Here is a 24,137-nt window from a genome sequence, read left to right as displayed (position 1 = left end):
ACGCTCTTCAAGTCTCTTGGGCGTCGGACCCTCTGCTGTTCCCGACGCGATTCCCCTTGATCAAATGCCAATGGCACAATAGAACATTTGAGAGTTTGATCAAATGCTCATTCGGCAACAGGCCCAACATAGACAGGGGGAAGTTCGTTGTCACCTGCATCCCCTCTTCATCGATGAATACGACACCTGGGAGAAATCCATGAACACGCATGTCACGGCAGGCGACAATCTCGCCAAGGCTTTTCCGGTCGATGAGCTGAGGCTGAAATTTCCGGCCCTTCAGAAATACAAGGACTTCATCTTCTTCGAAAATGCCGGCGGTGCCCAGGTTCCCCAGGCCGTCGTCGATGCGGTCGCGGCCCATCTCGTAGACTGCAACGTGCAGCGCATGGCGCCCTATCTCCACAGCCAGGGCGTCGACCGCACCATTGCCGAAGCCCGCGTCTCGGTCGGCCTGCTGGTCAATGCCTACCGTCCGGAGGAAATCTCCTTCGGCCTCAACGCCACCTCATTCATCCGCCTCGTCAGCCTCGGCATCGCCAAGATGCTGCAGGAGCGCAACGAGATCATCGTCACCGACATGGACCATGACGCCGACATCGCCACCTGGATGGCGCTGGAGGCCGACGGCGCCAAGATCGTCTGGTGGAAGATGCGCGAAGACGGCATGCTGCATACCGACGACCTGAAGCCGCTCCTGAATGACAAGACCCGCCTGGTCGCCTGCACGGTGACCGCCCATTCGATCGGCACGATCGTCGACGTGGCAACCGTCGGCAAGCTGGCGCATGCGGCCGGCGCCGAGGTCTTCCTCGACTGCGTGCATTACGGCCCGCACGCGCTGATCGACGTTCAGGCCTGGGACTGCGACTATCTCGTCTGCTCCGGCTACAAGAATTTTTCGCCGCATATGGGCTTCCTCTGGGGCCGTTATGACGCGCTGGTCAAGCTACCGACCTTCAAGGAGGACTTCATTCCGGACGTGCCGCCTTACAAGATCGAGGTCGGCACCTTCACTTACGAGAACGTCGCCGGCATGAATGCTGCCGTGCTTTATCTCGAAGACCTCGGCCGCAGGTTCCTTCCCGACGGCGAACATTCGCGCCGAGATGCACTTGCCGCTGCCATGGGCGCCATCCGCGCCTACGAGCAGACGCTGTCGAAGAAGATGCTGTCGGTCTTGAAGAAGCACGGCGCGACGATCTACGGCGTCTCCGACGAAGCCCAGGTGGAAAAGCGGGTTCCGACGATCTGCTTCAACATTCCGGGCCTGACGCCGCAATTTCTCTCGACCGAGCTCGGCAAGAACAGCATCGGCAGCCGCGACGGCCACATGTTCGCGCCGCGGCTGATGAAGCGCCTCGGCCTGACCATGGAGACAGGCTGCATGCGGGTCTCCATGGTCCACTACAACAAGGTGGAAGAGATCGACCGCTTCGACACGGTGCTCGGCGAGATCATCGCCAAGGCCAGATAAAGCGAGAGCCTCCGCGGGCACACGCTCGCGGAGGCTTCAGCTCACTTGAGATGATGATAGCGGCGCCGGAAATAGACGAGCGCCTCTTCGTCCTCCGGGCCGTGGGCGATCCCGACCACCCGGCAGAACAGCACGTGATGCGTGCCGCTCTCGACTACATTTTCCACTTCGCAATCAAACGACACGACCGCATCGGTCAGCCGCGGCGATCCCGTCGCGGCGAGCACCCAATCGCCCACCGCAAACCGGTCATCCTGCGGCGTCGAACCGCCGAACAGCCTCGACATCGGCTCGTGGCCTGCAGCCAGCGTATTGACGCAGAGCACACGGTTTTTCTCGAACATGCCGGCGACCGAACTCGACCGGTTGAGGCAGACGAGCAGCGTCGGCGGCCGGTCCGTCACGCTGCAGACGGCCGACGCCGTGAAGCCCGCAAGACCGCCCGGGCCGTCTGTCGTGACGATGTTCACCGCCGCCGCCAGCTGCGCCATGCCTTCCCGGAAGGCGAGCCGCGTCGCGTCCACCTCGTCGCTTTGAATATTTATCGTCATTCGACCCTCAGCCCCGCTTTTCTTAACAAAGGCATGACGCGATCGCAGAAGAAAGGCAGCTCATAGGTGTAGTTTACGAAAGACATGGCAATGCCGGAATACCCCTGTTCGGCGATCGCGATCATGTCTTCGACGATCTTTTCCGGTGTGCCGATCAGCGGATAACCGCCGGCCCCGCCTGCAAACCGCTTTCGATAAAGATCGTAAGCACTTTTGTCGTGCGACTGGGTGAATTCCTTCTTGCCGGCCATATGCGCATCGACCGCGGCGTGATCGGCCATCGTCACCGCGTACCGTTCGTAATAATCCTCGGCCTCCTGCTGGCTCTCGCGGCAGACCACGTGGCAGACCGTATAGGCGCCGACATCGCGCCCGAGCTTGTCCGCCCGGCTCTTGATGTCCTCCACGTGTTTCCCGGCCTCCGAGATCTCGGTGAAGGTGGTGAACAGGTATTCGCAGTTCTTGGCCGCGAAATCCCGGCCCGGCCCGCCGAAGGCAGCGTTCATGGTGACCGGCCGCGGTGATTGCAGGCTGGCCGGTCGGCTGACGACGTCCTTGAGCTTGTAATAGGCGCCGTCATAGTCGAATGGCGCATCCGACGTATAGGCCCGCTCCATGATCTCCAGCCATTCGTCGGCCTGGTCATACCCCTTCTCGACCAGCGGCACGCCGAACATGCCGAATTCCTTGGGGTTCCAGCCGCAGACGATATTGAGGCCCGCCCGGCCGCCGCTGATATGATCGACGGTGGCCAGCGCCTTTGCCGCATAAAGGGGGTGCAGGAGCGGCACATGCACCGTCATGAACAGCCCGATCCGTTCCGTGACGGAAGCAAGGCCGGCCGCCCAGGTGAAGGTCTCGAACGACCATTCGCGCACCCGGTTCTTGCCGCCGAAACCTTTCCAGCGGGCGATCGGCAGGAAGAAATCGAGCCCGCCGCGATCGGCGATCTGGACTGCATTGAGATTGTCTTCCCATCGGGCCTGCCAGCGTTCCGGCACGTCGGTGATCGCAAGCCCACCGTCCGCATTCGGCGAAAAGACGCCGAGTTTCAGTCTGCTTGGGCCTTTCAGCGGATGCGGCTTGATCATGCTGTTCCTCTCTTTTGTATTCTTCTGCGGGCGGGACGCGCGGTCTCCGCCTCCTGCAACTGGCGCCGCCGGACGGAGAGATAGGCCTCCTCCGCCGCGAACATGAAAAGCGTCATGCGGTCCTGGACCATCAGCGGATCGTGCGCGAGGAAGGCGGCATGAATGCGGGAAAGGCCATCGATATAAAGGCCGGCCGTAGCCGGATCGGCGAACGTGCCGAGCCGCACCGACTGGAAATAATCGATGAAGCGGGAAATCGTCGCCGCCATATGCGGGTTGTTGACTGCCTTCAGCCACGCATTGCGGAAATCGACATTGGCCGCCAGCAGGGCTGGAATATCGCTTGCACCCAGCGCCAGCTCCACCCGGTTCATCGCCGCCGTGATCTCCGCCTCGATCTCCGGCGTCATGTCGCGGGCGGCACAGGCCGCGGCACGCGGCTCTAGCTGGCGGCGCACCTCGAAAAGCCCGGAAATGTCGTCCAGCGACAATTCCCGCACCGCAAAGCCGCGCGTCGTGCCGACCAGATAACCTTCGGAAACCAACCGAAGCAGCGCCTCGCGCGCCGGCATGCGGGAAATGCCGTGGGCATTGGCGATTTCGGTATCCACCAGGCGATCGGTAGGCGAAACGGCACTCCGCTGCAGCTTCAGCCGCAGATCGGCATAGATTGCATCCACCAGATTGTCGCTCGGCTTCAACATCGAAATCTCCTATCGAAACCGTATACTGATTTTGTCGAATATCAAGCGAGTTATCTTATATTGCGCCTCATCGCCCTAAATCATATCATTTTCAGTATACAGTTTAATTCACTTGCGGCCTCAGGAATTTTAGGCTTAAATTTTAATTTGGCGCAGTTCAAAAGCCGTTGCAGCAGATTTCACAAGGCATCCCGATGAGCGACTTCCGCAGGAAATGTATTGGCCATGAGCGCGTCATCGGCACATTCGCGGCGATCCCGCATCCGGTCGCAATCGAGGTGACTGCTGCGAGCGGCCTCGACTTCATCTGCATCGACGCCGAGCATGCTCAGATCGGCCGCGAGCTGATCGAAAACCTCGTCCGTGCCTCGGATGTCCATCGCGTGCCCGCCATGGTGCGCGTTCCGGGCCACGCCCCGGAATCGATAGCCAGCGTGCTCGACGCCGGAGCTGCCGGCGTGCTGGTGCCGCGGGTCTCGACCGCCGCCCAGGCCAAGGCCGCCGTTCTGGCGACCCGCTATCCGCCGATCGGCGAACGCGGCGTCGGCCCTGGACGCGCTGCGGGCTACGGCTACCGCATTCCCGACTATCTGAAATCGGCGAACGAAAGCCTCGTCCTCGCAATCCAGATCGAGACCGCCGAAGGGCTCGCCAATGCCGAGGAAATCGTCGCCGTCGAGGGCGTCGACGTGGTCTTCATCGGCCCCGGCGACCTCTCCGTCTCGATCGGCGCGATAGGGCCGGATGGAGCCGAGAAGCTGGATGCGGCCATTCTGACGATCACCAAGGCTGCCCGCAAGGCGGGCAAGGCCGTCGGCATCTTCCGCCCCTCCGCCGATGACGTCGGAAAATGGTCGGAGGCCGGCATCAGCTTCTATCTACTTTCAAGCGATACGAGGTTTCTCGGCGCCGGCATCGCAGCCGACGTCGCCGCCGCACGCTCCGCATAAGCTGCATCGATTTTCCAGGAGTGACGACGTGAAAGCCATCCAGTACAGCGAACACGGCCCGGCCGATGTGATGCACTATGTCGACCTGCCCGATCCGGTCGCCGGACCGGGCCAGATCCTGGTGAAGCTCGAGGCCGCCAGCGTCACGCCTTTCGACTGGAAGCTCCGCGCCGGACATCTGCAAAGCCATTTCACCTTGCCGATGCCAAGCGTGCCCGGCCGCGACGGCGGCGGCACGGTGGTTTCCGTCGGCGACGGCGTCACGGAATTCGAGGTGGGAGACCGGGCAGCGGTCATGGCCGGCGTTTTCGCCCAGGGCGGGTATGCGGAAATGATCGCCGTCGATGAAAAGCATGCTGTCAAAATTCCGGACAGCCTCTCGACCGTCGATGCGGTGGCGCTGACCAATGCCGGCTTGAGCACCTGGATCGCGGTACGGACTGCCGAAGTCAAATCCGGCGACAAGGTTCTCGTGCATTCCGGGTCCGGTGCGGTCGGCGGATTGCTGGTCCAACTCTGCCACCATCTCGGCGCCCATGTCACCGCCACCTGCCGCTCGACCAACCGCGATTATGTCCTCGGCCTCGGCGCCGACCGCGTCGTCGCCTATGACGAGGAGGACTTTTCCGAGCTCCTCACCGATCAGGACATCGTCTTCGAATTGATGGGCGGCGAAGTCCACGACAAGTCCTACAAGGTGCTGAAAAAGGGCGGCCACATGGTCTGGCTGGTCGCCGACCCGATCAGGGACCGCGGCGAGGAATTCGGCGTCAAGGTAACCCGCGCAATGATCACCGACGACAAGTCGGCGCTTGAAGCGATGATGGGCCTCGCGGGCGCCGGCCTCCTCAAGCCCCAGGTGGCCCGCACCATGCCCTTGTCGGAGGCAGCCGAAGCCCATCGTCTGATGGAAAAGGGCGCCATCTCGCGCGGGCGCCTGATGCTGACGATGTAACGTTTCTCAAGTGCCGGTCGGAAACAGCGGCGCCTGACGGCCGTTGGCGACGAAAGTCCGGAAATCCTCGATCGCATGCGCGTTGGCGAGCGCGCAAAACGGCCCGCGGCTCACCTCGATCCCGCTGATCTTCTGCAGCCGCACATCCATCTCGGCGCTCTTCAGCGCCACCGCCGCCGTGTTGACGACCGGCGCATGCAGGATTTTGAACCCGTATTCTCCACCGACCAGCAGGCCCGGCAGCACGCCTGCCGGCACCACGACATCGGCGCCATCGCGCACCAGCGGCTCGGCGCAGGCGGTGAAACTGGCGAGCATCCGCCGCCGCGCATCGTCGTCACCCGCAAAGGCCGCGCTGAAATCCGACGGTTCGCAGTTCATGCCGGCGACGTGCTTCACCCGACCGCCGAGGCCGTAGAGATCGGCCTGCTCGTAATGCCAGGTCTGGAACACGTCATCGAGGGTGACCAATGCCATGCGCCGGCCGAGCCGCGCGGCGTAATGCATGCAGACCTCGCCGGCACCGATCACCGGAATGCTCAGCGCCGACTTGAGTTCGTAAAGGCCGGGATCCTGAAAGTGGCCGATGACGACCGCGTCATATCCGCGGCTTGCGGCCTCCAGTCCGTTGTCGATGGCGATCGCCGCGCAGCGGAACTCCGCCAGCCGCCCGAAATGACGGTCCGGCGGGCTGATGCCGAAGACGTCGACTGTCGTGCCCGGCTCGGCAATGCCGTTCAGGTAGTCCGAGAGCCGCGTCATATAGGCGGCGCTTGCAGTGGCATCGATGAAGCTCTGCCAGAAGATGCGCATGTTCCCCTCGTTTCGTTCATTTTCCGGGTGCGATTCGCACTCGTCAAAACCCCAATTTAAGGCTTTACTCCGGGCACAGAAACCGCCCGGAGAGCCGCATGACCGTGTCGACCACGCCTGAAAACCCGCTGAGCGATACGACCGTCGAAATGTCGGAAGCAGCGCTGACCGAGTTCGAATGGTCGCTCTGGCGAATTTCCGCTGCCTTCCTGCGGTGGCAGTCGGAAAGTTCAAGCGAGCTTGCCGGCGCGGGCCTGAGCGGCCTCGACACCGCCATCCTGCACACGATCCGTTATCGCAACAAGCCAAAAGGGCTCGGAGAAATATCAAGGCTGCTCGGCCGCGACGACACCGCCAACATTCAATATGCGATCAAGAAGCTGCAGACCCTGCAGCTCATCGAGCGGGTCAAGGGCCGGTCCCGCAAGGACACGCTCTACACGCCGACCCGCAAGGGCACCAAGCTCACACAGGATTATCGGGCTCTGCGCCGGCAGCTTCTCGTCTCGCTGATCCAGAAGATGGATCACGCGGAACAGGGGCTCGGCGAGGCGACCGAAATGCTGGAATTGCTGACGAGCTTCTACGACACCGCCGCCCGGCGGGTGGCGAGCGGATCTCATTTGGTGGAGCGTTCCTGAACGAGCGCCAGAACGCGCAAGGGGCTGCCCGAACCGTTCTGGATCTTGAGCGGCGCTGCAACGATCATCGCGCCGGTCGGCGGCAGCTGGTCGAGATTGGTAAGGCATTGCAGCCCGTAACGGCCAGCGCCATGCAGGTAATGGTGCGCCGGATAGGGCGGCGAGAAATGTCCCGCCTGGCCGGCGTCCGTGCCGATCGTCTCGGCGCCGAAGCCGATGATATCCCGCTCCTCGACCAGAAAGCGCATGACTTCCGCATCCGGTCCAGGCGTGTGGGCGCCATCTGCTTGCAGATTGGCATAGGCGGCGCCTGACTTCTTCGACCAGTCCGTGCGCAGGAAGGCCCAGGATCGCGCCGGAATGCGGCCGTGCTGTTCTTCCCACTTCACGACATCGGCAACCGTCAGCAGGAAATCCGCATCCTCGGCCGCCTGCTGCGAGCAGTCGATGACGCAGGCCGGCGCAATCATGTCGGCCGGCGGCAGCGTATCGACGGAATTGAGCGGCAGGTCACGGCCCGTATACCAATGGATTGGTGCATCGAAATGCGTGCCCGTATGTTCGCCGAAGGAAAGATTGTTCCAATACCAGGCCGGCCCGCCGCCGTCGTAGCGCGAAATCCGCTCCATCCGGAATGGCGCGGATTGCCCCAGTTCCGGCGGCATGACGATGACCGGGAAATCGGGCGACAGCGTGTGGGTGAGATCGACGACGCGGACCGCGCCGCTCGCCAATGCCCCCGCGAATTTTCCCAGAATATCGCCGCTCATTGGCCGGCCTCCCGCTCGACGGCCTTCGGATTGTCGTACAGCCGCGCCTCGATATCCTTGGCGACATCGCCGACGTAAATGTCTTCGAGCCCGCGCTTCAATCCGTCGAGAACGGCATCGGCTACGGCCTTTGGCGCCACCTTAGGCGGCGGCACCGTCTGGAACCATTCGGTATCGAGCGGCCCGGTGAATGCATTGATGACCCGGATACCGCCCGGCCTGAGTTCGGTCCGCAGCCATTGCGACAGCGACAGGCACGCGGCATGCGCGGCGGAATGGACGCCGAACTGCGGCGCATTGCTGAGCCCGTGAACCGAGAGCACGTTGACCCAGGCAACGGCCCCAGCCGCACCGTCGGCGCCGCGCGAACGCATCACCGGCCCAAAAGCCTGAGCAAGACGCATCAATCCCATCACGGTATGATCCATCGCCTCGCGCGCTATGTTGACCGCGCCCGCATGGAAGAGATGCACCGGCCGGACGTGATCGGCAGTGTTGATCAGGATCTCCACCTTGGCGCCGATATCCATCGCCAGCTCCTGCACCGAACGTTCGCTGGTAAGGTCGAGATCGACGATTTCGACGCCTTCGATCGCCTCCAGCAACGCCTGCTGGTCGAAAGGTTTCCAGCGATCTCTCATGCCCACAAAAATCTTGGCCGCTCCCGCTTTCCGGAGAGCCTGCGCCAGCGGCAATGCAAGCGGGCTGCGTCCATCGGTGATCAAGACCCGACGGTGCTTTGGATCGGCGCTCATCTCGCGCCATTGAGGATCGTCTTCCATGTGCGGCGTCTCCGAAAGGGGCTTGGCAAAGAACGCGGCCTGTCCGGCCTGGTCCAGCTGCAAGGAAAGCTTGAGCCGACTACCGGGTCCGCCGCAATCGCCATGCAGATGCACGACGACAATCGGCCCGCAATCGAGCTGAACCAGTCCGGTGCGCCAGGGCATGTGCTCGCGAAAATAGGGATCGCTGGTGACCTCGATCCGCGTTTCCGACAGCAGCGATCCGCCGGCCGGCGCGTCCTTGAATGTCAGGTCGGACGAAAGGCAGTTCGGGCAGGCTTCGCGGGCCGGATAGGCGTAGCGCCCGCATTCGCCGCAGCGTTGCAGCATAAAGCGACCGGTCGCGGCGGCGAGTGTCAGCCCGTGCGCCTTGCGGCTGCGGGCCGAGGGAGGCAGCAGCGGTTGAGTGGTGCGGGCGAGTGGGTTCTTTCGCCTCAGTTTGAGGAAGGGTTCGGTCATCACGCCCTCGCCAGAATGGCGGCCGCAGAGGCGAGCCCACGGTCGTAGTTGATCATGCCGAAACCTGAAACCAGCCCGAGTTTCGCGTCCTCGACCTGCCTGCCTTCCGCTGTCCCCAAAAGCTGGCGCATCGCTTCGGTAAGCCCGAGATGCCCGCCCGCGGCACCCGCCTGGCCGACCGAAAGCTGGCCGCCGGACGTATTGTGCGGAAACGACCCGTCGATCGTGAATGTATTCTGCCGCACGAAATCCGGCCCCTCACCTTTGGCGCAGAAACCCAGATCCTCGAACTGCATCATTGAGATCACTGCGTAGTCGTCATAGGTCTGGACGAAATTCATGTCGTCCGGCTTCGAACCGGCCATGCCGTAAAGCTCGTCGCGATCGACCACCCAGCCGCCGCGCACCTGCACCGGATCCTCGGCAAACGCATTGTGCCGCTCGATCGCCGACAGCAGCCGGACAAAGGGAAGCCCGAGCGAAGCGGCCGTCTCCTCGCGCATCACCAGAAAGGCTTCCGCACCGGCGCAGGGCATGACGCAATCGAACAGATGGAACGGCTCGGCGATCGGCCGGGCCGACATATATTGCTCGAGCGTCAGCGGCTTCTTCATCAGCGCATCCGGGTTTTTGAGCGCGTTGGCGCGCTGGGCGACACAAAGTTTGCCGAAGTCTTCCCGAGTTGCACCGTAGCGATCCATGTAGTGGCGTGCGATCAACGCGAAACTCGCATTGGGGCCACCCGCGCCATAGGGATAGGCAGCATCCTGCGCAAAGCGGGAGAAGTTGGCGAGTGTCTTGCGGAACGTATCGACCTGGTTGGTGTCGGCCGCAACGCAGGCGACGATATCCGCGTCGCCCGCCTGCACCGCCCGCGCCGCGCGGCGCAGCGAGACGATGCCCGCAGCGCCACCCATCGGCACATGGTCGATATGGCGCGGCGACAGCCCGAAATGCTGGGTGAGACCGACTGCGACGTCCGGCCCCATCGTGAAGCTCGCGACCGAAAAGCCATCGAAATCCCGGTGGCTGATGCCGGCGCCCTCCGCCAGTGCCCTGAGTGCCTTGCCCATCCACCAATGCGCGGTCTCGATGGAATAGCGCTGGTAGGGCACCGTCACCGGTACCGCCAGAACCACGCCGTCGTAGGATCGCCGCGCCCGGGACAAGACCATCAGGCCACCGTCAGTTTGACGTCGACATTGCCGCGCGTCGCATTGGAATAGGGGCAGCGTTCGTGCGCACCGGCGACGATCTCTTCCGCGACTGCGCGCTCCATGCCGGGCAAGGACGCCACCAGCTCGATCGCCAGCGCATAACCGACCGGCACCGGGCCGATGCCGACCTTGGCGGTGATCGAGACGTCGTCCGGCAGCGCGATCTTGCTGGTTCGCGCCACGAGTTTCACTGCGCCGAGGAAGCATGCCGCATAACCGGCGGCGAAAAGCTGCTCCGGATTGGTCCCCTCGCCCCCTGGGCCGCCGAGCCCTTTCGGCACCGAAAGATTGACCGCGAAACTGCCGTCGGTGCTCTGCGCCTTTCCTTCCCGGCCGCCATGCGCGGTAACCGAGGTCTCATAGAGGATCTTTTCCGGGGTCATGCATGCCTCCATAGTGTAATTTAAGCTGTGATTTATTCTATATCAGAACCGATGAGGAACCGTAAGGGAGTTCATCCCGTTTTGCGGATCGATGCCTTCAGCTTCCTGAGGTCGATCGCCGAACCGTCCTCGACAGCCTTTGCCGCCATCGTCTTGATCTCGCCGCGCTGCAGCTTCTGGGTCGAGCTTACCGGCAGCCTGTCGATGAAGACGACGTAGCCTGGAAGTTTGTGATAGGCGATATGAGCGCCTGCAGCCTCGATGATCCGCTTCGCCTTTTCGGCCGGTTCGCCCGCTCCGGCGGTCTCGCTTTCAACGATGAAGGCAAAAACTTCCTCGCCGCGCAGGTCGTCCGGCACCGGCGTCACCGCGGATGCCTTGACCGCCGGATCCTTGGCAAGCGCCGCTTCCACTTCCAGCACCGCGATATTCTCGCCGCTGCGCCGCACGATGCTCTTCTTGCGGTCGAAGAAATAGAGAAGTCCCTTTTCGTCGGCATAAACGACGTCGCCGGTATGGAACCAGCCACCCTCCCAAGCCTCTTCGGTCGCCTTTTCATCGTTGAGGTAGCCGCTGAAGAAACCGTCGCGCGGGTTCGCGGCTTGGGCACGCACCAGCAATTCACCCGGCTTGCCGAGCTCCGCATCATTCCCCGCATCATCAACGATGCGGAAATCCATGCCGGCACGCGGCCGCCCGATACAGCGCAGGCCCGGCGTATAGTCGTCCGCCGCGGTGGTGGTTACGGCCCGGCCGCCGGTTTCGGTCATCGCCCAGGCTTCGACGATCGGAATGCCGTAGCGCGCCTCGAATTCGATCTTGTGACGGGCATCGACGCCTGGTCCCAAAGCAAACTTCACCTTGTGCGCCCGCTCCGCTTCGACGGTCGGGAGCTGCAGCAGGATCGCTGGGATGACGCCGAGGCAATGGATGATCGTCGCGCCGGAATCGGCGATCGATGCCCACCAGCTGCTTGAATGGAACCGGTCGAGGGGCACGATCGCGCCGCCCTTCATGATCATGCCGACCGCCGTGCAGCCGAGCGCGTTCATGTGGAACATTGGCAGCGGCGTCAGCGCCACCTCGGTTCCCTCGCCCATCTCGGCGATGCCGCCCTGCGTCGTGTACCATTCGGCGATGCCGATAAAATAGACGTTCGAGAGAATACAACCCTTGGGCTTGCCGGTGCTGCCGGAGGTGAACAGCAGCGCGCACTCGGCATCCGGCCCCCCGGGCCGCGCCTCGCGTGTTTCCGGCGAAGGCGTAATGTCGTCGCCGGCAGCGATCACTGTCACCTTGCCGGGCGAGATATCCCGCAGATCATCCAGCCGCTCGCGGATGACGACCATCAACGGAGCCTCGGCCATGTCGAGCTGGAAGAGCAATTCGTCGCGACGCAGGTCGGGATTGATCGGCACGATCGAGGCGCCGATCGCGTTCAGCGCCAGCCAGTAGTCGAAGAATTCCGGACGATTTTCGAGGAGAAGGGCGACGCGAGCCCCGATCCCATATCCTGCCGCCGCGAACTTCTGCTTCAGAAGGCCGACACGGGCGAAAACCTCGCCGTAGCTGTAGCGAAAACCCTCGGACGCATAAGGCAGCTTGGCACTGGCCGGCGCCACCAGCATCGGCGCATCCGGGTTTTTCAGCGCCTGGTTCTCGAATAGGAGATAGGGAGAATGCATGGCTCTGTCCTTATGCCCGCTCCAGGATACCCTTGATCAGGAACATCTCGGCCTCGTGGATCGTGCCGAACTGGACCCATTCCGCATCCGTCTGCGTCTCCAGCCGCCATGTCAGCAGCGTCACCACGCACCTGTCCGGCCCCATGCGCAGGAGTTCGCCCGGGATGACGCGAGACATATTGCGGAACTGCATGGCGTCCTTGGCCGCGCCGACTTCGTAATCCACCTGGAAGCGGTCGCGGTCGACATGGAGCCGCACGAATGTCTGTTTTCCCGTGAAGGTCGAGGCGCCGACGAAGAGGCCGGGCTCGACCTCTGTTCGGTTGAGGCTGCCCCACGCCCACTGGCCCTGTTTCAGCCCGTCCGACATCAGTTCGAACGCGACCGCCGCCGGGCGCTCCACCATGATGCTGCTGGAATGACAATGCGGATCAATCATGAGCGTCCCTCTTTCAGTCGCATCGAGCCGTCATTTTTCTAAAAGACATTTTAAGCATAAAATAATTGGAAAGAACGTCAATGGATTTTTGTGTCCTCGGCCTTCGGCGGCCGCTTTGGCGATCGCCACTCGTCACGTTCTCAACCTGCAGGCTGAGGAAAACCCGACATTTCCGGCCTTCTACACGCAGAAGTCGACGGGATTCTCAATTTCTGACGATCGGAAATTTTAGGCTTGAAGTAATTTATACCTCGTTCTACGATCCCCTCAATTGTTAAGGGGACAACCGCAAAAGGCGGGTCAGAAGAAAAAACCGAAGCCCCTGGCAGGATTGCAGGCTTGCGTTTCACCAACCGCCGCAGGTCCGTCGGTCGCGATCGACGGGCAAACCAGAGGGATCGTCATGACTTTTGAAATCGACCGCAGAAATCTCCTGCAGATGCTCGGCCTTGCCGCGGTCAGCGGCTCCGTGCTCTCGCAGGCCACAATCGCCTTCGCTGCAGATACCGACAGCGTCACCATCGGCTGGCCGTCCGACGTGCCGTCCTGGGACCCGAACCTGCGCTTCGTCCCGGATGCGCAGCCGCTCTTCAAGATGGTCTTCGACCAGCCGCTCGATCAGTCGCCGGACCTGAAGCTCATCGGCAACCTCATCACCAAGTGGGAACTGAAGCCGGACGGTCTTTCGATGCCGTTCGAGATCCGCAGCGACGTGAAGTTCCACAATGGCGATCCGATGACGATAGAGGACTTCAAATATACCTTCGTCGACCGCATCAAATCCGGCCTGAAACTCGACATCGCCAATTCCTGGCGCACGCTTACCGACATCGAGATCCTGTCGCCGACATCCGGCGTCATGAAGTTCTCCGCCCCGACCCCGACCGCGCCGCAGTGGCTGGCTTTTCTCGGCAGCTATCTGGTGCCGAAGAAGTATATCGAATCCGTCGGCCCGGAAGAATTCGCCAAGAAGCCGGTCGGTACCGGCCCCTACAAGCTCGTCGACTACCAGATGAATTCCCGTATCGTGCTGGAGCGCAACGACGCCTATTTCGGCACCAAGCCGAAGATCAAGCGCGTCACCATCGACATCATCAAGGACCCGTCGGCGCGCACTGCGGCCATCCAGTCCGGCCAGGTGGACTTGACCGTCAATATTCCGGTGCGTGAAGCCGAGCGCCTCGGCAAGACCGAAGGCCTGACTGCCGAAATCAACCCCTTCACCCGCCTGATCCTTTTGCAGATGCGCAATGACAAGGGATTTACGGACATGGCCGTCCGTCTTGCAGCCCATCACGCGATCGACAAGGCAGCGCTCTCCAAGGCCTTTTACGGCGGCGCGGCCGTGCCGCTCTCCGTACCGGCCACGCCCGGCACGCCGGGCTACCTGCCCGACTACAAGTTCGCCTACGATCCGGAACTGTCGAAGAAGCTTCTGGCCGATGCGGGTTATTCGGCTGACAAGCCGGCGACCTTCACGCTTGCCGCCACCAACGGCCAGTTCCCGAGCGATTTCGATATTGCCCGGGCGCTGGTGCAGATGTGGCAGAAGGTCGGCCTGAAGGTCGAACTGCAGCAGATCGAATATTCCAAATATTTCGAACTGAACCGCGGCGGCCAGTTGCCGGAAGCGACCCTCTACAGCTTCGACAACGCCACCGGCGACCCGGAGATCTTCTCCGGTTATCTGATGAACCCGAAAATGCCGTTCGGCGCCTGGAAGGGTCCGGAGATCGGCGACAAGATCCTGAAACTGTTTGTCGAGCCGGTCTACGAGAAGCGCATCGCCGGCTATAAGGCCGTCGCACAGGAAGCTGTCGAGACCGGCGCCAACATCCCGATCCTGCAGAGCGTCCAGACGCTGGTGCGCAAGAAGAGCCTGAACTACGTCAAGTACGGCAATGCCTGGGTCCTGGGCAGTACCATGTCCTGGTCCTGATACCGGCTGACCTCGCCATCCAGGGGTCCGGGTACGCCCGGACCCATTCCTTCACGTCGTCATACGGGGCATGCGCATGTTTGCGACCATTGCCAAGCTCTTGGTAAAGCGTGTTCTCACTGCGATACCGATCCTGCTGCTTGTTTCCGCGCTTCTCTTCTGCATCCTGCGCATCCTGCCGGTCGATCCGGCCGCCATGTCCCTGCCGCCCAATGCGACGGTCCAGGAAGTCGAGGCCATGCGCGCGGAAATGGGGCTCAACCTGCCGCTCTATCAGCAATATGGCATCTGGCTGAACAAGCTCTTCCACGGCGATATCGGCCGCTCCATCCATTTCCGCCAGGATGTGACGAGCCTGATCGGTTCGACTTTGCCCGCCACTATCGAGCTTGCCGTCATCGCCATGATGGTCGCAACCGTCTTCGGCCTCGCGGGCGGCCTCTTCCTGTTCTACGTGCGCGGCACCCGCGCCGAAGCGGTGATGGATTTTGTTTCCATCCTGCTGCTCTCGCTTCCGGAATTCCTCTGGAGCCTGTTCCTGCTCCTGATATTCGGCGCCTTTTTCGAGGTCCTGCCCTTCACCGGCCGCCTCAGCCCCGGTTTCGAGCGCCCGCTCGTCACCGGTTTCCTGCTGCTCGATAGCCTGATCACCGGCAATATCCCGACCTTCCTCAATGCGCTCCAACACATGATCCTGCCGTGCCTTGCACTCGGCATCGCGCTGTCTCCGTCGCTCATGCGCGTGCTGCGCTCGAGCCTGCTCGATGCCTATCAGGACGACTACATCCAGCAGGCGCGCCTGCGCGGGCTTTCCGAAAAGCGCATCCTGATCCGCCACGGCCTGAAGAACGCCATCCTGCCGACGCTGAGCCTGATGGGCGTGCAGTTCGGCTTCCTGTTCGGCGGCACCCTGCTGGTCGAAATCATCTATTCCTATCCGGGCATGGGCAACCTGATGGTCGATGCGATCCGCAACGCCGACCTGCCGATCATCCAGGGCGCAGGGCTCACCTATTGCGTCGCCGTTCTGGTGATCAGCATCGTGGTCGACAGCCTCTACCTGATCCTCAACCCTAAACTGAGGGTGCGTTGACATGCTACGATATGCGAAGGGGCGACCGCTTCCGCTCTGGCTGAAATCCGGCCGCGTCCAGACGGGCCTCGTCATCATCTTCATTCTGGCCGTCTGTGCGATCTTTGCGCCCTACCTGGCGCCCAACGATCCGAACGAGCAGAACCTGCTGTCGATCCTGACGCCGCCCGTCTGGGCCGATGGCGGCGATGCGATGTTTCCGCTCGGCACCGACAGCCTCGGCCGCTGCGTCTTGTCCCGGCTGATTTTTGGCGCCCGCGTGGCGCTCACCGTGGCGTTTACAGCCTCGATCGGCGCGATGATCATCGGCGCCTTCTTCGCCCATGTCGCCGGTTATTTCGGCGGCTGGGTCGATTGGGTGATCGGCCGCATCGTCGAAATCTGGCTCTCCTTCCCGCCGGTCATTCTATCCCTGATCCTGATGGTCGGCCTCGGCACCGGACTGCGCAACGTCGTGCTCGCCATCATCCTGGTCGACTGGACCCGCTTCTGTCGGGTGCTGCGAAGCGAGGTCATCGTCCTGCGCCGGCGAGACTACGTCTCCGCCGCACAGCTCATCGGCTTCTCGCACTGGCGCACCATAACCCGCGAAATCCTGCCCGGTACCCTGCCGCTGCTCATCACACTGATGAGCCTCGAAATGGGCGTCGCCATCATCGTCGAGGCGATCCTCTCCTTCGTCGGCATGAGCGTCGGCTCGGAGACGGCGGCCTGGGGCCAGATGATCGCCGACGCGCGCCAGAACATCTACGAGGCGCCGTTCAACCTGATCGCGCCGATCTTCGCGATCTTCTTCGCGGTCTTCGGTTTCAATATTCTGGGCGACGGCCTGCGCCGCACCCTCGACACGCGCCTGACCCAGACGGAGCGCACCTGACATGGCCATTTCCTCGCCCAAGAATCCCATCCTTTCCGCGCGAAATCTCTGCGTCGAATCGGTAGGAGCCAAGGAAAACTTCCCCGTCCTCACCGATCTCAACTTCTCGCTGGAGCCCGGCAAGATCCTCGGCCTGGTCGGCGAATCCGGCGCCGGCAAGTCGATGATCGGCCGCACCATTTCGCAATATCTGCCGAAGGGTTTTGCGGTCACCAAGGGCACGCTCGCCTTCGATGGCGAGGACTTGGTGAGCATGTTGCCGGAACGTCGCCGCAACCTGCTCGGCCGCGACATCGCCTTCATCCCGCAGGAGCCGCTTTCCGGCCTCAACCCGGTGCTGACGGTCGGCCAGCAGATCAAGGAACACCTTCTGCGGATCGGCCTTGCCCCCGGTGAAAACTGGCGCGAACGGGCTCTGAAGGAGTTCGAATCCGTCCATCTGCCGCATGGCGCGGCGCTGCTCGAAAAATACCCGCACCAGCTCTCCGGCGGCATGTGCCAGCGCATCCTGATCGCCATGGCCTTTGCCAGCCGCCCGCGTCTCTTGATCGCCGACGAACCGACCACCGCGCTCGACGTGACGATCCAGGCCCGCATCGTCAAGCTGATCGCCGAAATGCAGAAGCGCGACGGCACGGCGGTGATCTTCATCACCCACGACCTGCGCCTCGCTTCGCAGATCAGCGATGAGATCATGGTGCTCTATGCCGGTCGGCCCGCGGAGCGCGGCCCGGCAAAACAGCTGTTCTCGGCTCCGGCCCATCCCTATACGCGTTGCCTGCAGCTCGCCAATCCGACCATTACCGGCCCGCGCCGCGGCCTCTTCATCCTTCCCGAGCGGATGCCGGGCCTGCGGGTGCTGAAGGAGTTGAAGGGCTGCCGTTTTGCCTCGCGCTGTCCGAACGCGATCGAGGCCTGCACCCGGGCCGAGCCGCCGCTGGCCGATATCGGCCCGAACCATATCGCCGCCTGCATCCGCACCGAAAAGACGCCGGACATCGTGCCGCCACCGCTGGCGCCTGGCCGCGAGATCGCCTCGGCCAAGATCCATCTCAACGGTGAGAAGCTTACCAAGGCCTATACCACCGCCTGGAGCCCGTTCGCCAAGCGCAGCAGCTTCAAGGCCGTCAACAGCGTCGATTTTGCGCTCGGCGAGGGCGAATTCGTCGGCATCGTCGGTGAAAGCGGCAGCGGCAAGAGTTCGCTCGCCCGCCTCGTCGTGGGCCTCGATACGCCGACCGATGGCAAGATCACGCTCGCCGGCCGAGACGTCACTGCAAACGGCAATGCCGACAGGGCCTATCGCCGCGACTATATCCAGATGGTATTCCAGGATCCGCAATCGGCGCTCAACCCGCGCCGGCGGATCGGCAGCATCGTCACCCAGGCGAACGAGGCGAGCGGATTGCACAACAGCACCCGCGAGCGCATGGACCGCGCCGCCGAGCTTCTCAAGGAAATCGGCCTGCCCCCGGATGCCGCGATGCGCTTCCCCTCCCAGCTTTCGGGGGGACAGAAGCAGCGCGTCAACATCGCCCGCGCGCTTTGCACCCTGCCGCGCATCCTCGTCGCCGACGAGATCGTCTCCGGCCTCGATGTCTCGGTTCAAGCTCAGCTTCTCGACCTTCTGCTGAAACTGCGCGACGAACACGGCTTCTCGATGCTGTTCATCAGCCACGACCTTTCGGTCGTCCGTTATCTCTGCGACCGGGTGATGGTCATGTATCGCGGCGAGGTGGTGGAAAGCGGCCGAACGGAAACGGTGTTTGCCGACCCGAAACACGCCTATACCCGCAGCCTGCTCGCCGCCGTGCCGCCGGACGACGTCAATGCCGAATGGTCGCCGGTGCTGGCGGAAGCCGGCTATCAGGTCGAATAATGGCGAGCGCCGGACGGAGATATTATAGCGGCCGGGACGTGAGCCGCGCCGTCACGATCGCCGACCTCCAGGCCATGGCACACAGCCGCCTGCCTGCCTTCGTGCTGGAATATCTCGAGGGCGGCGCCGAGGACGAATGGACGCTCCGCCGCAACCTCGAAATCTTCTCGGAAATCGAGTTCCGCCCCTCGACGCTGACCGGTGTCGGCGTGCCCGATCTTTCGACCACGATCTTCGGCCGGAAGATGCGGCTGCCCTTCATCATCGCGCCGACGGGGTTCAATGGCCTCTTTCAGTATCAGGGAGACCGGCTGCTGGCTGAAGCCGCCGCCAAGGCGGGTGTGGCCTTCACCCAGAGCACCGTCTCCAACATGCGGATCGAGGAACTTTCCGGCATCCCCAACCTCTCCCACTGGATGCAGCTTTATGTCTTCCGCTCCCAGACCTTCATGGACGAACTGGTCGGCCGCGCCGAAAGAGCTGGCTGCCAGGCGCTGATGGTGACGACCGACGCGGCCACATTCGGCAATCGCGAATGGGATCGCCGCAATTATCGCTCCGGCATGGACCCGACCTTCCGCCACAAGCTGGATATGCTTTGCCATCCGCGCTGGGCGCTGTCGGTCATGGCGCGTGGGATCCCGCCCTTCGGAAACCTGCTCGATTTCCTGCCCACCGACCAGCAGACCTTCGCCCGCACGGCCATCTGGTCGCGCGAACAGGTGGAGCCGGACCTTCACTGGAGCTACATCCGCCACCTGCGGAAAATCTGGAAGCGCCCGCTGATCATCAAGGGCATCATGACATTGCGCGATGCCGAACTGGCCGTCGACGCGGGCGCAGATGGCATCGTCGTCAGCAATCACGGCGGACGCCAGCTCGACGGTGCGCCTTCGCCGATCACCATCCTGCCGAAGATCGCCAGCAAGCTGAAAGGCAGGATCACCATCCTCGCCGACAGCGGTTTCCGTCGTGGCACCGACCTCGTCAAGGCCCTGGCGCTCGGAGCAGATGCGGTGATGACCGGCCGCGCGACACTTTATGGTCTCGCAGCCGGCGGCGAGGCGGGTGCGGCTCGCGCCATCACCATCCTCGAAGAAGAGACCCGCCGTACCATGGCGCTTCTAGGCTGCCGCTCGGTCACCGATCTCGACCGCGACCATATAAAGCTCTGAGCGGCCTCACCGTCCATCAGGGGACGATGATCTGCGTTTCCATCGGGAAGTGGGAATTGCCGCCTTCGAAGGGCGGGAAGGTCTTGAAATCCTCGCGCATGGCGATCCGCGCCGGCGACTGCAGCGCCGCCTGCAGTGCGGCCGGGCTGTCGAACATCACCCGATTGCGCTGCATGTGGTTGACCCGCTCCCAGGGAAGGAACCCGCACCAGTCGACCCGCGACAGGACCTCGATCTTGCGGATCCCCGGGAAGGTGCGCATCACCTGCGGGTGATGGCTGACATAGTGGTGCATCCAGACGTTCAGGTCTTCGGCCGGACCGGTATAGTGCACCACGTAGGAACAGGGATTGCCGTTCTTTTCTATATCGAGCTTGGCGTCGTCGACCGGGAAGTGCCGCGAATACATGGCCTGCTGCGTGCCCCTGGCGCCGCGAATGCTCGACAGCACGCCGGATGCCGCAAGCTGATGCAGGTGGCCGGCCGGCGCCATCGCATCCTCGAGCTCGCTCAGCTCGTTGAAATAGAGCTGCATGCCGAAGATCGGCGACTGCTCGTCCTTGTTGTACATGTCCCTGGTGACTTCAGGCGTGTAGAGATTGGCGGTGGTCAGCCCGGGCGTCAGCTTGATAATTTCAGCGACGGTCTCGACGTCCGCCTTGCTCACGGCGAGCTGGCTTCCATCGACATTCTCGAAAAAGGCGAAATAGGCAAAACGCATGGCTCGGCTTCCTGTTTCTATGGGCCGCAACGATTGCGGGCGGCCTCTGTTCCCCGTTGGTGGTCCACTATCGAACCGCCGGCGGCGAAAAACAAGTTTAGACCTAAACTATTTTTCGAGCCTTTTACCTGCCCAAAACGAGCCGTCCGGACATGATTTAAGCTTCAATCTTTCCGCTTGAATCTTGCTGGATTTTCGATCACGATCCGCTCTCACGCGCGTTGAAGAGGATAGGGACGCCGCCGGACAGCTCTTGGGAGAGGGCTCGCGTCACATCGCTCCACCTGCCGGCCATCAAGAACAATTTCGCATCCGATCCGGCAGAAAAAACGCCCGCCGGTCACCAAAACAGAGGGAACGCAATCATGACCATGAGCCTTTTCCGCCGCGCCTTTTTCGGCCTCGCGGGTGCTGCTGCCCTGTCCGTCGCAAGCGCCGGTCTGGCCTCCGCCGCAGCGCTTGCCGTTGGCTCCTATCCGAGCAACCCGCCCTTCGAATACAAGACGGCGACGGGTATTTTCGAGGGTTTCGAAGTCGACATCGTCAACGAAGTCGCCAAGCGCCTCGGCATGACGGTCGAGATTTCCGACCTCGGCTTCCAGGCTCTGTTCGCCGCCACCTCCTCCAAGCGTATCGATGTGGCGATCTCCTCGATCACCATCACCAAGGAGCGTCTCGGCAGCCAGTCCTTCACGCAGGCCTATTATGACGCCGACATGGGCATCGCCACCCGCAAGGAAGCGACCGTGTCCAAGGTCGAAGACTTGAAGGGCAAGGTGGTAGGGGTCCTGGCCGGCTCCACGGGCGACAAGTGGGCCAAGGACAACAAGGAAAAATACGGTATCACCGACATCAAGAGCTACAACGCCCAGCAGGATCTGCTGATGGATCTCTCCTCCGGCCGTGCCGACGTGGCCGTCAGTGACGTCCCGGGCATGGAATACGCCTTCCTCAAGATGAAGGATCTTGCCGTGAAGGTGCGCATCAAGACCGGCGAACAATACGGCCTGATGATGACCAAGGACCATCCGCTGCTCGCCAAGGCGAACGACGCGATCACCGCGATGAAGAAGGACGGCACGCTGGCCGCGATCCACAAGAAGTGGTTCGGCTCCGATCCGGCCGCCGGTTCCGCCTCCGCCGTCGAGCAGCCGCTGCCGAAGCCCTGAGCCGGCTATCGATATCGCACCCAATCATGCCGGCCGGCGACGGCCGGCTTTTTCGTGAGCTTAGAGGCACCAGGAAATGACCCTCCTCGACACATTCTTCAACCTCGGGGTTCTCGGCGACGCGTTTCCGGCGCTGCTGCGCGGACTGATCAATACCTTCCTGCTCGGCGTGGCGGGCATCGGCATCGGCATTCCGATCGGCCTGGTGATCGCGCTCCTGCGCCTCTACGGACCGAAGCCGGTGCGGTATCTGGCGGTTTTCTACATCGACATCTTCCGCGCGGCGCCGATGCTGGTGGTGCTGATCCTCATCTACTACGCGCTGCCGTTCGTCGGCATCCGCCTGTCGTCCTGGACGTCCGCCGGCCTTGCCTTCTCGATCGTCATGGCCGCCTATTCGGCTGAAATCTTTCGCTCCGGCATCGAGGGCATCCCCCGCGGTCAGTTCGAGGCGGCGGCGGCCCTCGGACTGCCCTTCTTCGTCACGCTGCGCAAGGTCGTGCTGCCACAGGCGATCCGCATCGTCATTCCGCCGATGACCAACAACTGCGTCTCGATGTTCAAGGATACGTCGCTTGCCTCCACGGTCGCGCTGCCGGAACTTCTCAAGGAGGCGACGGACGCGCAGGCGCTCTACGCCAACCCGACGCCGCTGATCGGGGCTGCGCTGATCTACATCGCCTTCCTCTGGCCGATGGTGAGGCTGGTCAATCTCCTGGAACAGAGGTTCAACAAGGAAAAGAAGCGCTGACGCCGGAGAAGGCGAGGCCTATTCGAAGGCGCCGCCGGAGAGGTGGTTGTTGGCGGAAGCCTTGACCGTGCCGATCTCCGACCAGAGCGCAGCAACAGCATGCGGGTCTATATCGGCCATCATGTCCTGCAGCCAGCCTTCATGCGCCGCGGCCATCGCCGCAAACAGCGTCGCACCCGCCTCGGTGAGTTTGGCGACCGTCACCCGGCGGTCGCCCTGCGGTGTCACCCGCTGGACGTAACCGTCCGCTTCCAGCCTCTCGACGAGCCCTGTGACATTGCCGTTGGTGACCATGGTGCGCTTGGAAAGTTCGCCGAGGCGAAGCCCGTCCTTCTCGCGATAAAGCTGCGCCATCAGGTCGAACTGCGGCAGCGTCGCGCCGAACTCGGCACGCAGCCGGCGGCGGATTTCCTGGCTGATCAGCTTGGTCGTCGACAGCATCCGCAGCCACAGGCGCAGCTCGGGCTTCGACCGCCCGTGGGCGCCCTGGACGATGATCTCCAGATCGACGTCGATCGCTTCCGCTTCTGCCATTCCGAATGTTGCCTCTGTAGCCGATCCACCGTCTAGAAGCAGATATTTGAAATGTCAAAGGTTCGCAGGCTGCGATTGCCCCGCTGACGGATGCCGCTCGCAAGCCCTTTATCGCCGCCCCCCGATCACCGCCGGGTCAAAAGGCGCCCTCACTCGGTCCTATTATTCATCCATATGCATATACTTTCTCACGAGAGGAGCATGGATGGGCAATTTGCCGGCAGGCGAATTGCCGCTCGAACTTGCCCTCTGTGAAGTCAGAAACAAGCTGCTTCCTATGGAAACCTGCGGTTTTTGATCGAGGATGCGCCACGGAAATTTGCTCGACGCAGCCTCGCTCGATTGCTTGCATCCTCATATTTTCTGCAATAGGCTCCCTCATCGGTTAGCGGCATCCGGAGAGGAAAACCGGCTGCTGCCCGGCTTAACGAAACCGGTCATTCAAGGGGAACCCGACACCATGTCTTCCAGCACGCTCACCAGTCTCGCTTCCGCTCTTCTCTCCGGCTCGGTCAAGGTCGTGGACCTGACGGCGCCGCTCGGGCCGGATACCCCCGTTCTCTACCTGCCGCCGCAGTTCGGCAAGAACACGCCCAAGGTCGCCGTCCATACGATCTCCGAATACAACGAGGATGGTCCGTTCTGGGCCTGGAACTGGCTGGAGCTCGGCGAGCACACCGGCACCCATTTCGATGCGCCCTGTCATTGGATCACCGGCAAGGACAAACCGAACAACACGACCGACACCATTCCGCCGCAGAATTTCGTGGCGCCGGTCAATGTCATCGACCGTTCCAGGGAAGCCGCCGAAAACCCGGATTATCTGCTCACCGTCGACAGCATCAAGGAATGGGAAGCCGAGAACGGCGCGATCGAAGCCGGCAGCTGGGTGCTGATGCGCTCCGACTGGTACAAGCGTAACGGCGCCACCGAAACCTTCCTGAATGCAGACGAAAACGGTCCGCACTCTCCCGGCCCGACCGCCGAAGCAATCCAATACCTGATTTCGAAGGACATTATCGGCTGGGGTCAGGAAACCATCGGCACCGACGCCGGTTCGGCCGGCGGCATGAACCCACCCT

24 protein-coding genes are annotated in these 24,137 nt (G+C 62.4%); 12 read left to right on the top strand and 12 right to left on the bottom strand.

Annotated features, from left to right (window positions below; translation table 11 throughout):
- The first annotated feature begins 199 nt into the window (after positions 1-199).
- Positions 200-1,477: a cysteine desulfurase-like protein gene (locus C5J26_RS22290; RefSeq protein WP_105403784.1), complete on the top strand. Its 1,278-nt coding sequence runs from the start codon at positions 200-202 to the stop codon at positions 1,475-1,477.
- Between the two features lie 41 nt (positions 1,478-1,518).
- Here C5J26_RS22290 and C5J26_RS22285 read toward each other — a convergent pair whose 3' ends face one another.
- From C5J26_RS22285 to C5J26_RS22275, 3 genes are read right to left on the bottom strand one after another with little or no spacing between them, the layout of a single operon-like run.
- Entirely contained in the window at positions 1,519-2,028 is a 510-nt protein-coding gene (locus C5J26_RS22285; RefSeq protein WP_105403783.1) for a flavin reductase, read from the bottom strand.
- Entirely contained in the window at positions 2,025-3,119 is a 1,095-nt protein-coding gene (locus C5J26_RS22280) for an LLM class flavin-dependent oxidoreductase (protein ID WP_105403782.1), read from the bottom strand. Before C5J26_RS22280 ends, C5J26_RS22285 begins: the two co-directional genes overlap by 4 nt.
- Complete coding sequence (locus tag C5J26_RS22275; RefSeq protein ID WP_105403781.1) at positions 3,116-3,823, bottom strand: GntR family transcriptional regulator; 708 nt, start codon at positions 3,821-3,823, stop codon at positions 3,116-3,118. Before C5J26_RS22275 ends, C5J26_RS22280 begins: the two co-directional genes overlap by 4 nt.
- A gap of 194 nt (positions 3,824-4,017) precedes the next feature.
- Here C5J26_RS22275 and C5J26_RS22270 point away from each other — a divergent pair, with 194 nt between their 5' ends.
- Complete coding sequence (locus C5J26_RS22270; protein WP_105403871.1) at positions 4,018-4,773, top strand: HpcH/HpaI aldolase/citrate lyase family protein; 756 nt, start codon at positions 4,018-4,020, stop codon at positions 4,771-4,773.
- A gap of 28 nt (positions 4,774-4,801) precedes the next feature.
- Positions 4,802-5,728 (top strand): NADP-dependent oxidoreductase, encoded by a 927-nt coding sequence (locus C5J26_RS22265; RefSeq protein ID WP_105403780.1) that lies wholly within the window; start codon positions 4,802-4,804, stop codon positions 5,726-5,728.
- A gap of 6 nt (positions 5,729-5,734) precedes the next feature.
- Here the strand turns inward: C5J26_RS22265 and C5J26_RS22260 are convergent, their stop codons facing one another.
- Positions 5,735-6,541, bottom strand: coding sequence for an aspartate/glutamate racemase family protein (locus C5J26_RS22260; RefSeq protein ID WP_105403779.1), 807 nt, complete (start codon positions 6,539-6,541; stop codon positions 5,735-5,737).
- A 98-nt stretch (positions 6,542-6,639) separates the two neighbouring features.
- Here C5J26_RS22260 and C5J26_RS22255 point away from each other — a divergent pair, with 98 nt between their 5' ends.
- A complete protein-coding gene (locus C5J26_RS22255) occupies positions 6,640-7,182 on the top strand; it encodes a winged helix DNA-binding protein (RefSeq protein ID WP_051903914.1) in 543 nt (180 codons plus the stop codon).
- Here C5J26_RS22255 and C5J26_RS22250 read toward each other — a convergent pair.
- The 6 genes from C5J26_RS22250 to C5J26_RS22225 all read right to left on the bottom strand — a co-directional run bounded on the left by C5J26_RS22250 (position 7,161) and on the right by C5J26_RS22225 (position 12,917).
- Positions 7,161-7,952 (bottom strand): cyclase family protein, encoded by a 792-nt coding sequence (locus C5J26_RS22250; RefSeq protein ID WP_105403778.1) that lies wholly within the window; start codon positions 7,950-7,952, stop codon positions 7,161-7,163. The genes C5J26_RS22255 and C5J26_RS22250 overlap by 22 nt on opposite strands.
- Positions 7,949-9,193, bottom strand: a complete 1,245-nt coding sequence (locus tag C5J26_RS22245) for an SDR family NAD(P)-dependent oxidoreductase (RefSeq protein WP_105403777.1) — start codon at positions 9,191-9,193, stop codon at positions 7,949-7,951. The genes C5J26_RS22250 and C5J26_RS22245 overlap by 4 nt, the downstream gene beginning before the upstream one ends.
- Positions 9,193-10,368, bottom strand: coding sequence for a thiolase family protein (locus tag C5J26_RS22240; RefSeq protein WP_105403776.1), 1,176 nt, complete (start codon positions 10,366-10,368; stop codon positions 9,193-9,195). The genes C5J26_RS22245 and C5J26_RS22240 overlap by 1 nt, the downstream gene beginning before the upstream one ends.
- Positions 10,368-10,793 (bottom strand): organic hydroperoxide resistance protein, encoded by a 426-nt coding sequence (locus C5J26_RS22235; protein ID WP_105403775.1) that lies wholly within the window; start codon positions 10,791-10,793, stop codon positions 10,368-10,370. Before C5J26_RS22235 ends, C5J26_RS22240 begins: the two co-directional genes overlap by 1 nt.
- Positions 10,794-10,864: 71 nt before the next feature.
- A complete protein-coding gene (locus tag C5J26_RS22230; protein ID WP_105403774.1) occupies positions 10,865-12,478 on the bottom strand; it encodes an AMP-binding protein in 1,614 nt (537 codons plus the stop codon).
- 10 nt (positions 12,479-12,488) lie between these two features.
- Positions 12,489-12,917, bottom strand: a complete 429-nt coding sequence (locus tag C5J26_RS22225; RefSeq protein WP_105403773.1) for a hypothetical protein — start codon at positions 12,915-12,917, stop codon at positions 12,489-12,491.
- Between the two features lie 403 nt (positions 12,918-13,320).
- Here C5J26_RS22225 and C5J26_RS22220 point away from each other — a divergent pair, with 403 nt between their 5' ends.
- From C5J26_RS22220 to C5J26_RS22200, 5 genes are all read left to right on the top strand, one after another.
- Positions 13,321-14,856 (top strand): ABC transporter substrate-binding protein, encoded by a 1,536-nt coding sequence (locus tag C5J26_RS22220; protein WP_105403772.1) that lies wholly within the window; start codon positions 13,321-13,323, stop codon positions 14,854-14,856.
- A 76-nt stretch (positions 14,857-14,932) separates the two neighbouring features.
- Positions 14,933-15,949, top strand: a complete 1,017-nt coding sequence (locus C5J26_RS22215; protein ID WP_105403870.1) for an ABC transporter permease — start codon at positions 14,933-14,935, stop codon at positions 15,947-15,949.
- Position 15,950: 1 nt separating this feature from the next.
- A complete protein-coding gene (locus tag C5J26_RS22210; RefSeq protein WP_105403771.1) occupies positions 15,951-16,826 on the top strand; it encodes an ABC transporter permease in 876 nt (291 codons plus the stop codon).
- 1 nt (position 16,827) lies between these two features.
- Complete coding sequence (locus C5J26_RS22205) at positions 16,828-18,705, top strand: ABC transporter ATP-binding protein (protein WP_105403770.1); 1,878 nt, start codon at positions 16,828-16,830, stop codon at positions 18,703-18,705.
- Positions 18,706-18,743: 38 nt separating this feature from the next.
- Positions 18,744-19,880 carry an alpha-hydroxy acid oxidase gene (locus C5J26_RS22200; protein WP_206051212.1) on the top strand — a complete coding sequence of 379 codons (1,137 nt, stop codon included), beginning with the start codon at positions 18,744-18,746 and terminating at the stop codon, positions 19,878-19,880.
- Between the two features lie 16 nt (positions 19,881-19,896).
- Here C5J26_RS22200 and C5J26_RS22195 read toward each other — a convergent pair whose 3' ends face one another.
- Positions 19,897-20,601 carry a hypothetical protein gene (locus C5J26_RS22195; RefSeq protein WP_105403768.1) on the bottom strand — a complete coding sequence of 235 codons (705 nt, stop codon included), beginning with the start codon at positions 20,599-20,601 and terminating at the stop codon, positions 19,897-19,899.
- Positions 20,602-20,972: 371 nt separating this feature from the next.
- Here C5J26_RS22195 and C5J26_RS22190 point away from each other — a divergent pair, with 371 nt between their 5' ends.
- Positions 20,973-21,770 carry an ABC transporter substrate-binding protein gene (locus tag C5J26_RS22190; protein WP_172746020.1) on the top strand — a complete coding sequence of 266 codons (798 nt, stop codon included), beginning with the start codon at positions 20,973-20,975 and terminating at the stop codon, positions 21,768-21,770.
- 76 nt (positions 21,771-21,846) lie between these two features.
- Positions 21,847-22,521, top strand: coding sequence for an amino acid ABC transporter permease (locus tag C5J26_RS22185; RefSeq protein WP_105403766.1), 675 nt, complete (start codon positions 21,847-21,849; stop codon positions 22,519-22,521).
- 18 nt (positions 22,522-22,539) lie between these two features.
- Here the strand turns inward: C5J26_RS22185 and C5J26_RS22180 are convergent, their stop codons facing one another.
- The gene (locus C5J26_RS22180; protein ID WP_105403765.1) at positions 22,540-23,055 is read right to left on the bottom strand and encodes a MarR family winged helix-turn-helix transcriptional regulator; all 516 of its coding nucleotides are present in this window, start codon (positions 23,053-23,055) and stop codon (positions 22,540-22,542) included.
- 460 nt (positions 23,056-23,515) lie between these two features.
- Here C5J26_RS22180 and C5J26_RS22175 point away from each other — a divergent pair.
- Positions 23,516-24,137 (top strand): cyclase family protein (locus C5J26_RS22175; protein WP_105403764.1); only part of this gene is annotated, 622 nt, incomplete at its 3' end.

The organism is Neorhizobium sp. T7_12, assembly GCF_002968535.1.
Lineage (GTDB): Bacteria > Pseudomonadota > Alphaproteobacteria > Rhizobiales > Rhizobiaceae > Neorhizobium > Neorhizobium tomejilense.
This window is presented reverse-complemented; position numbering and strand designations above follow the sequence as displayed.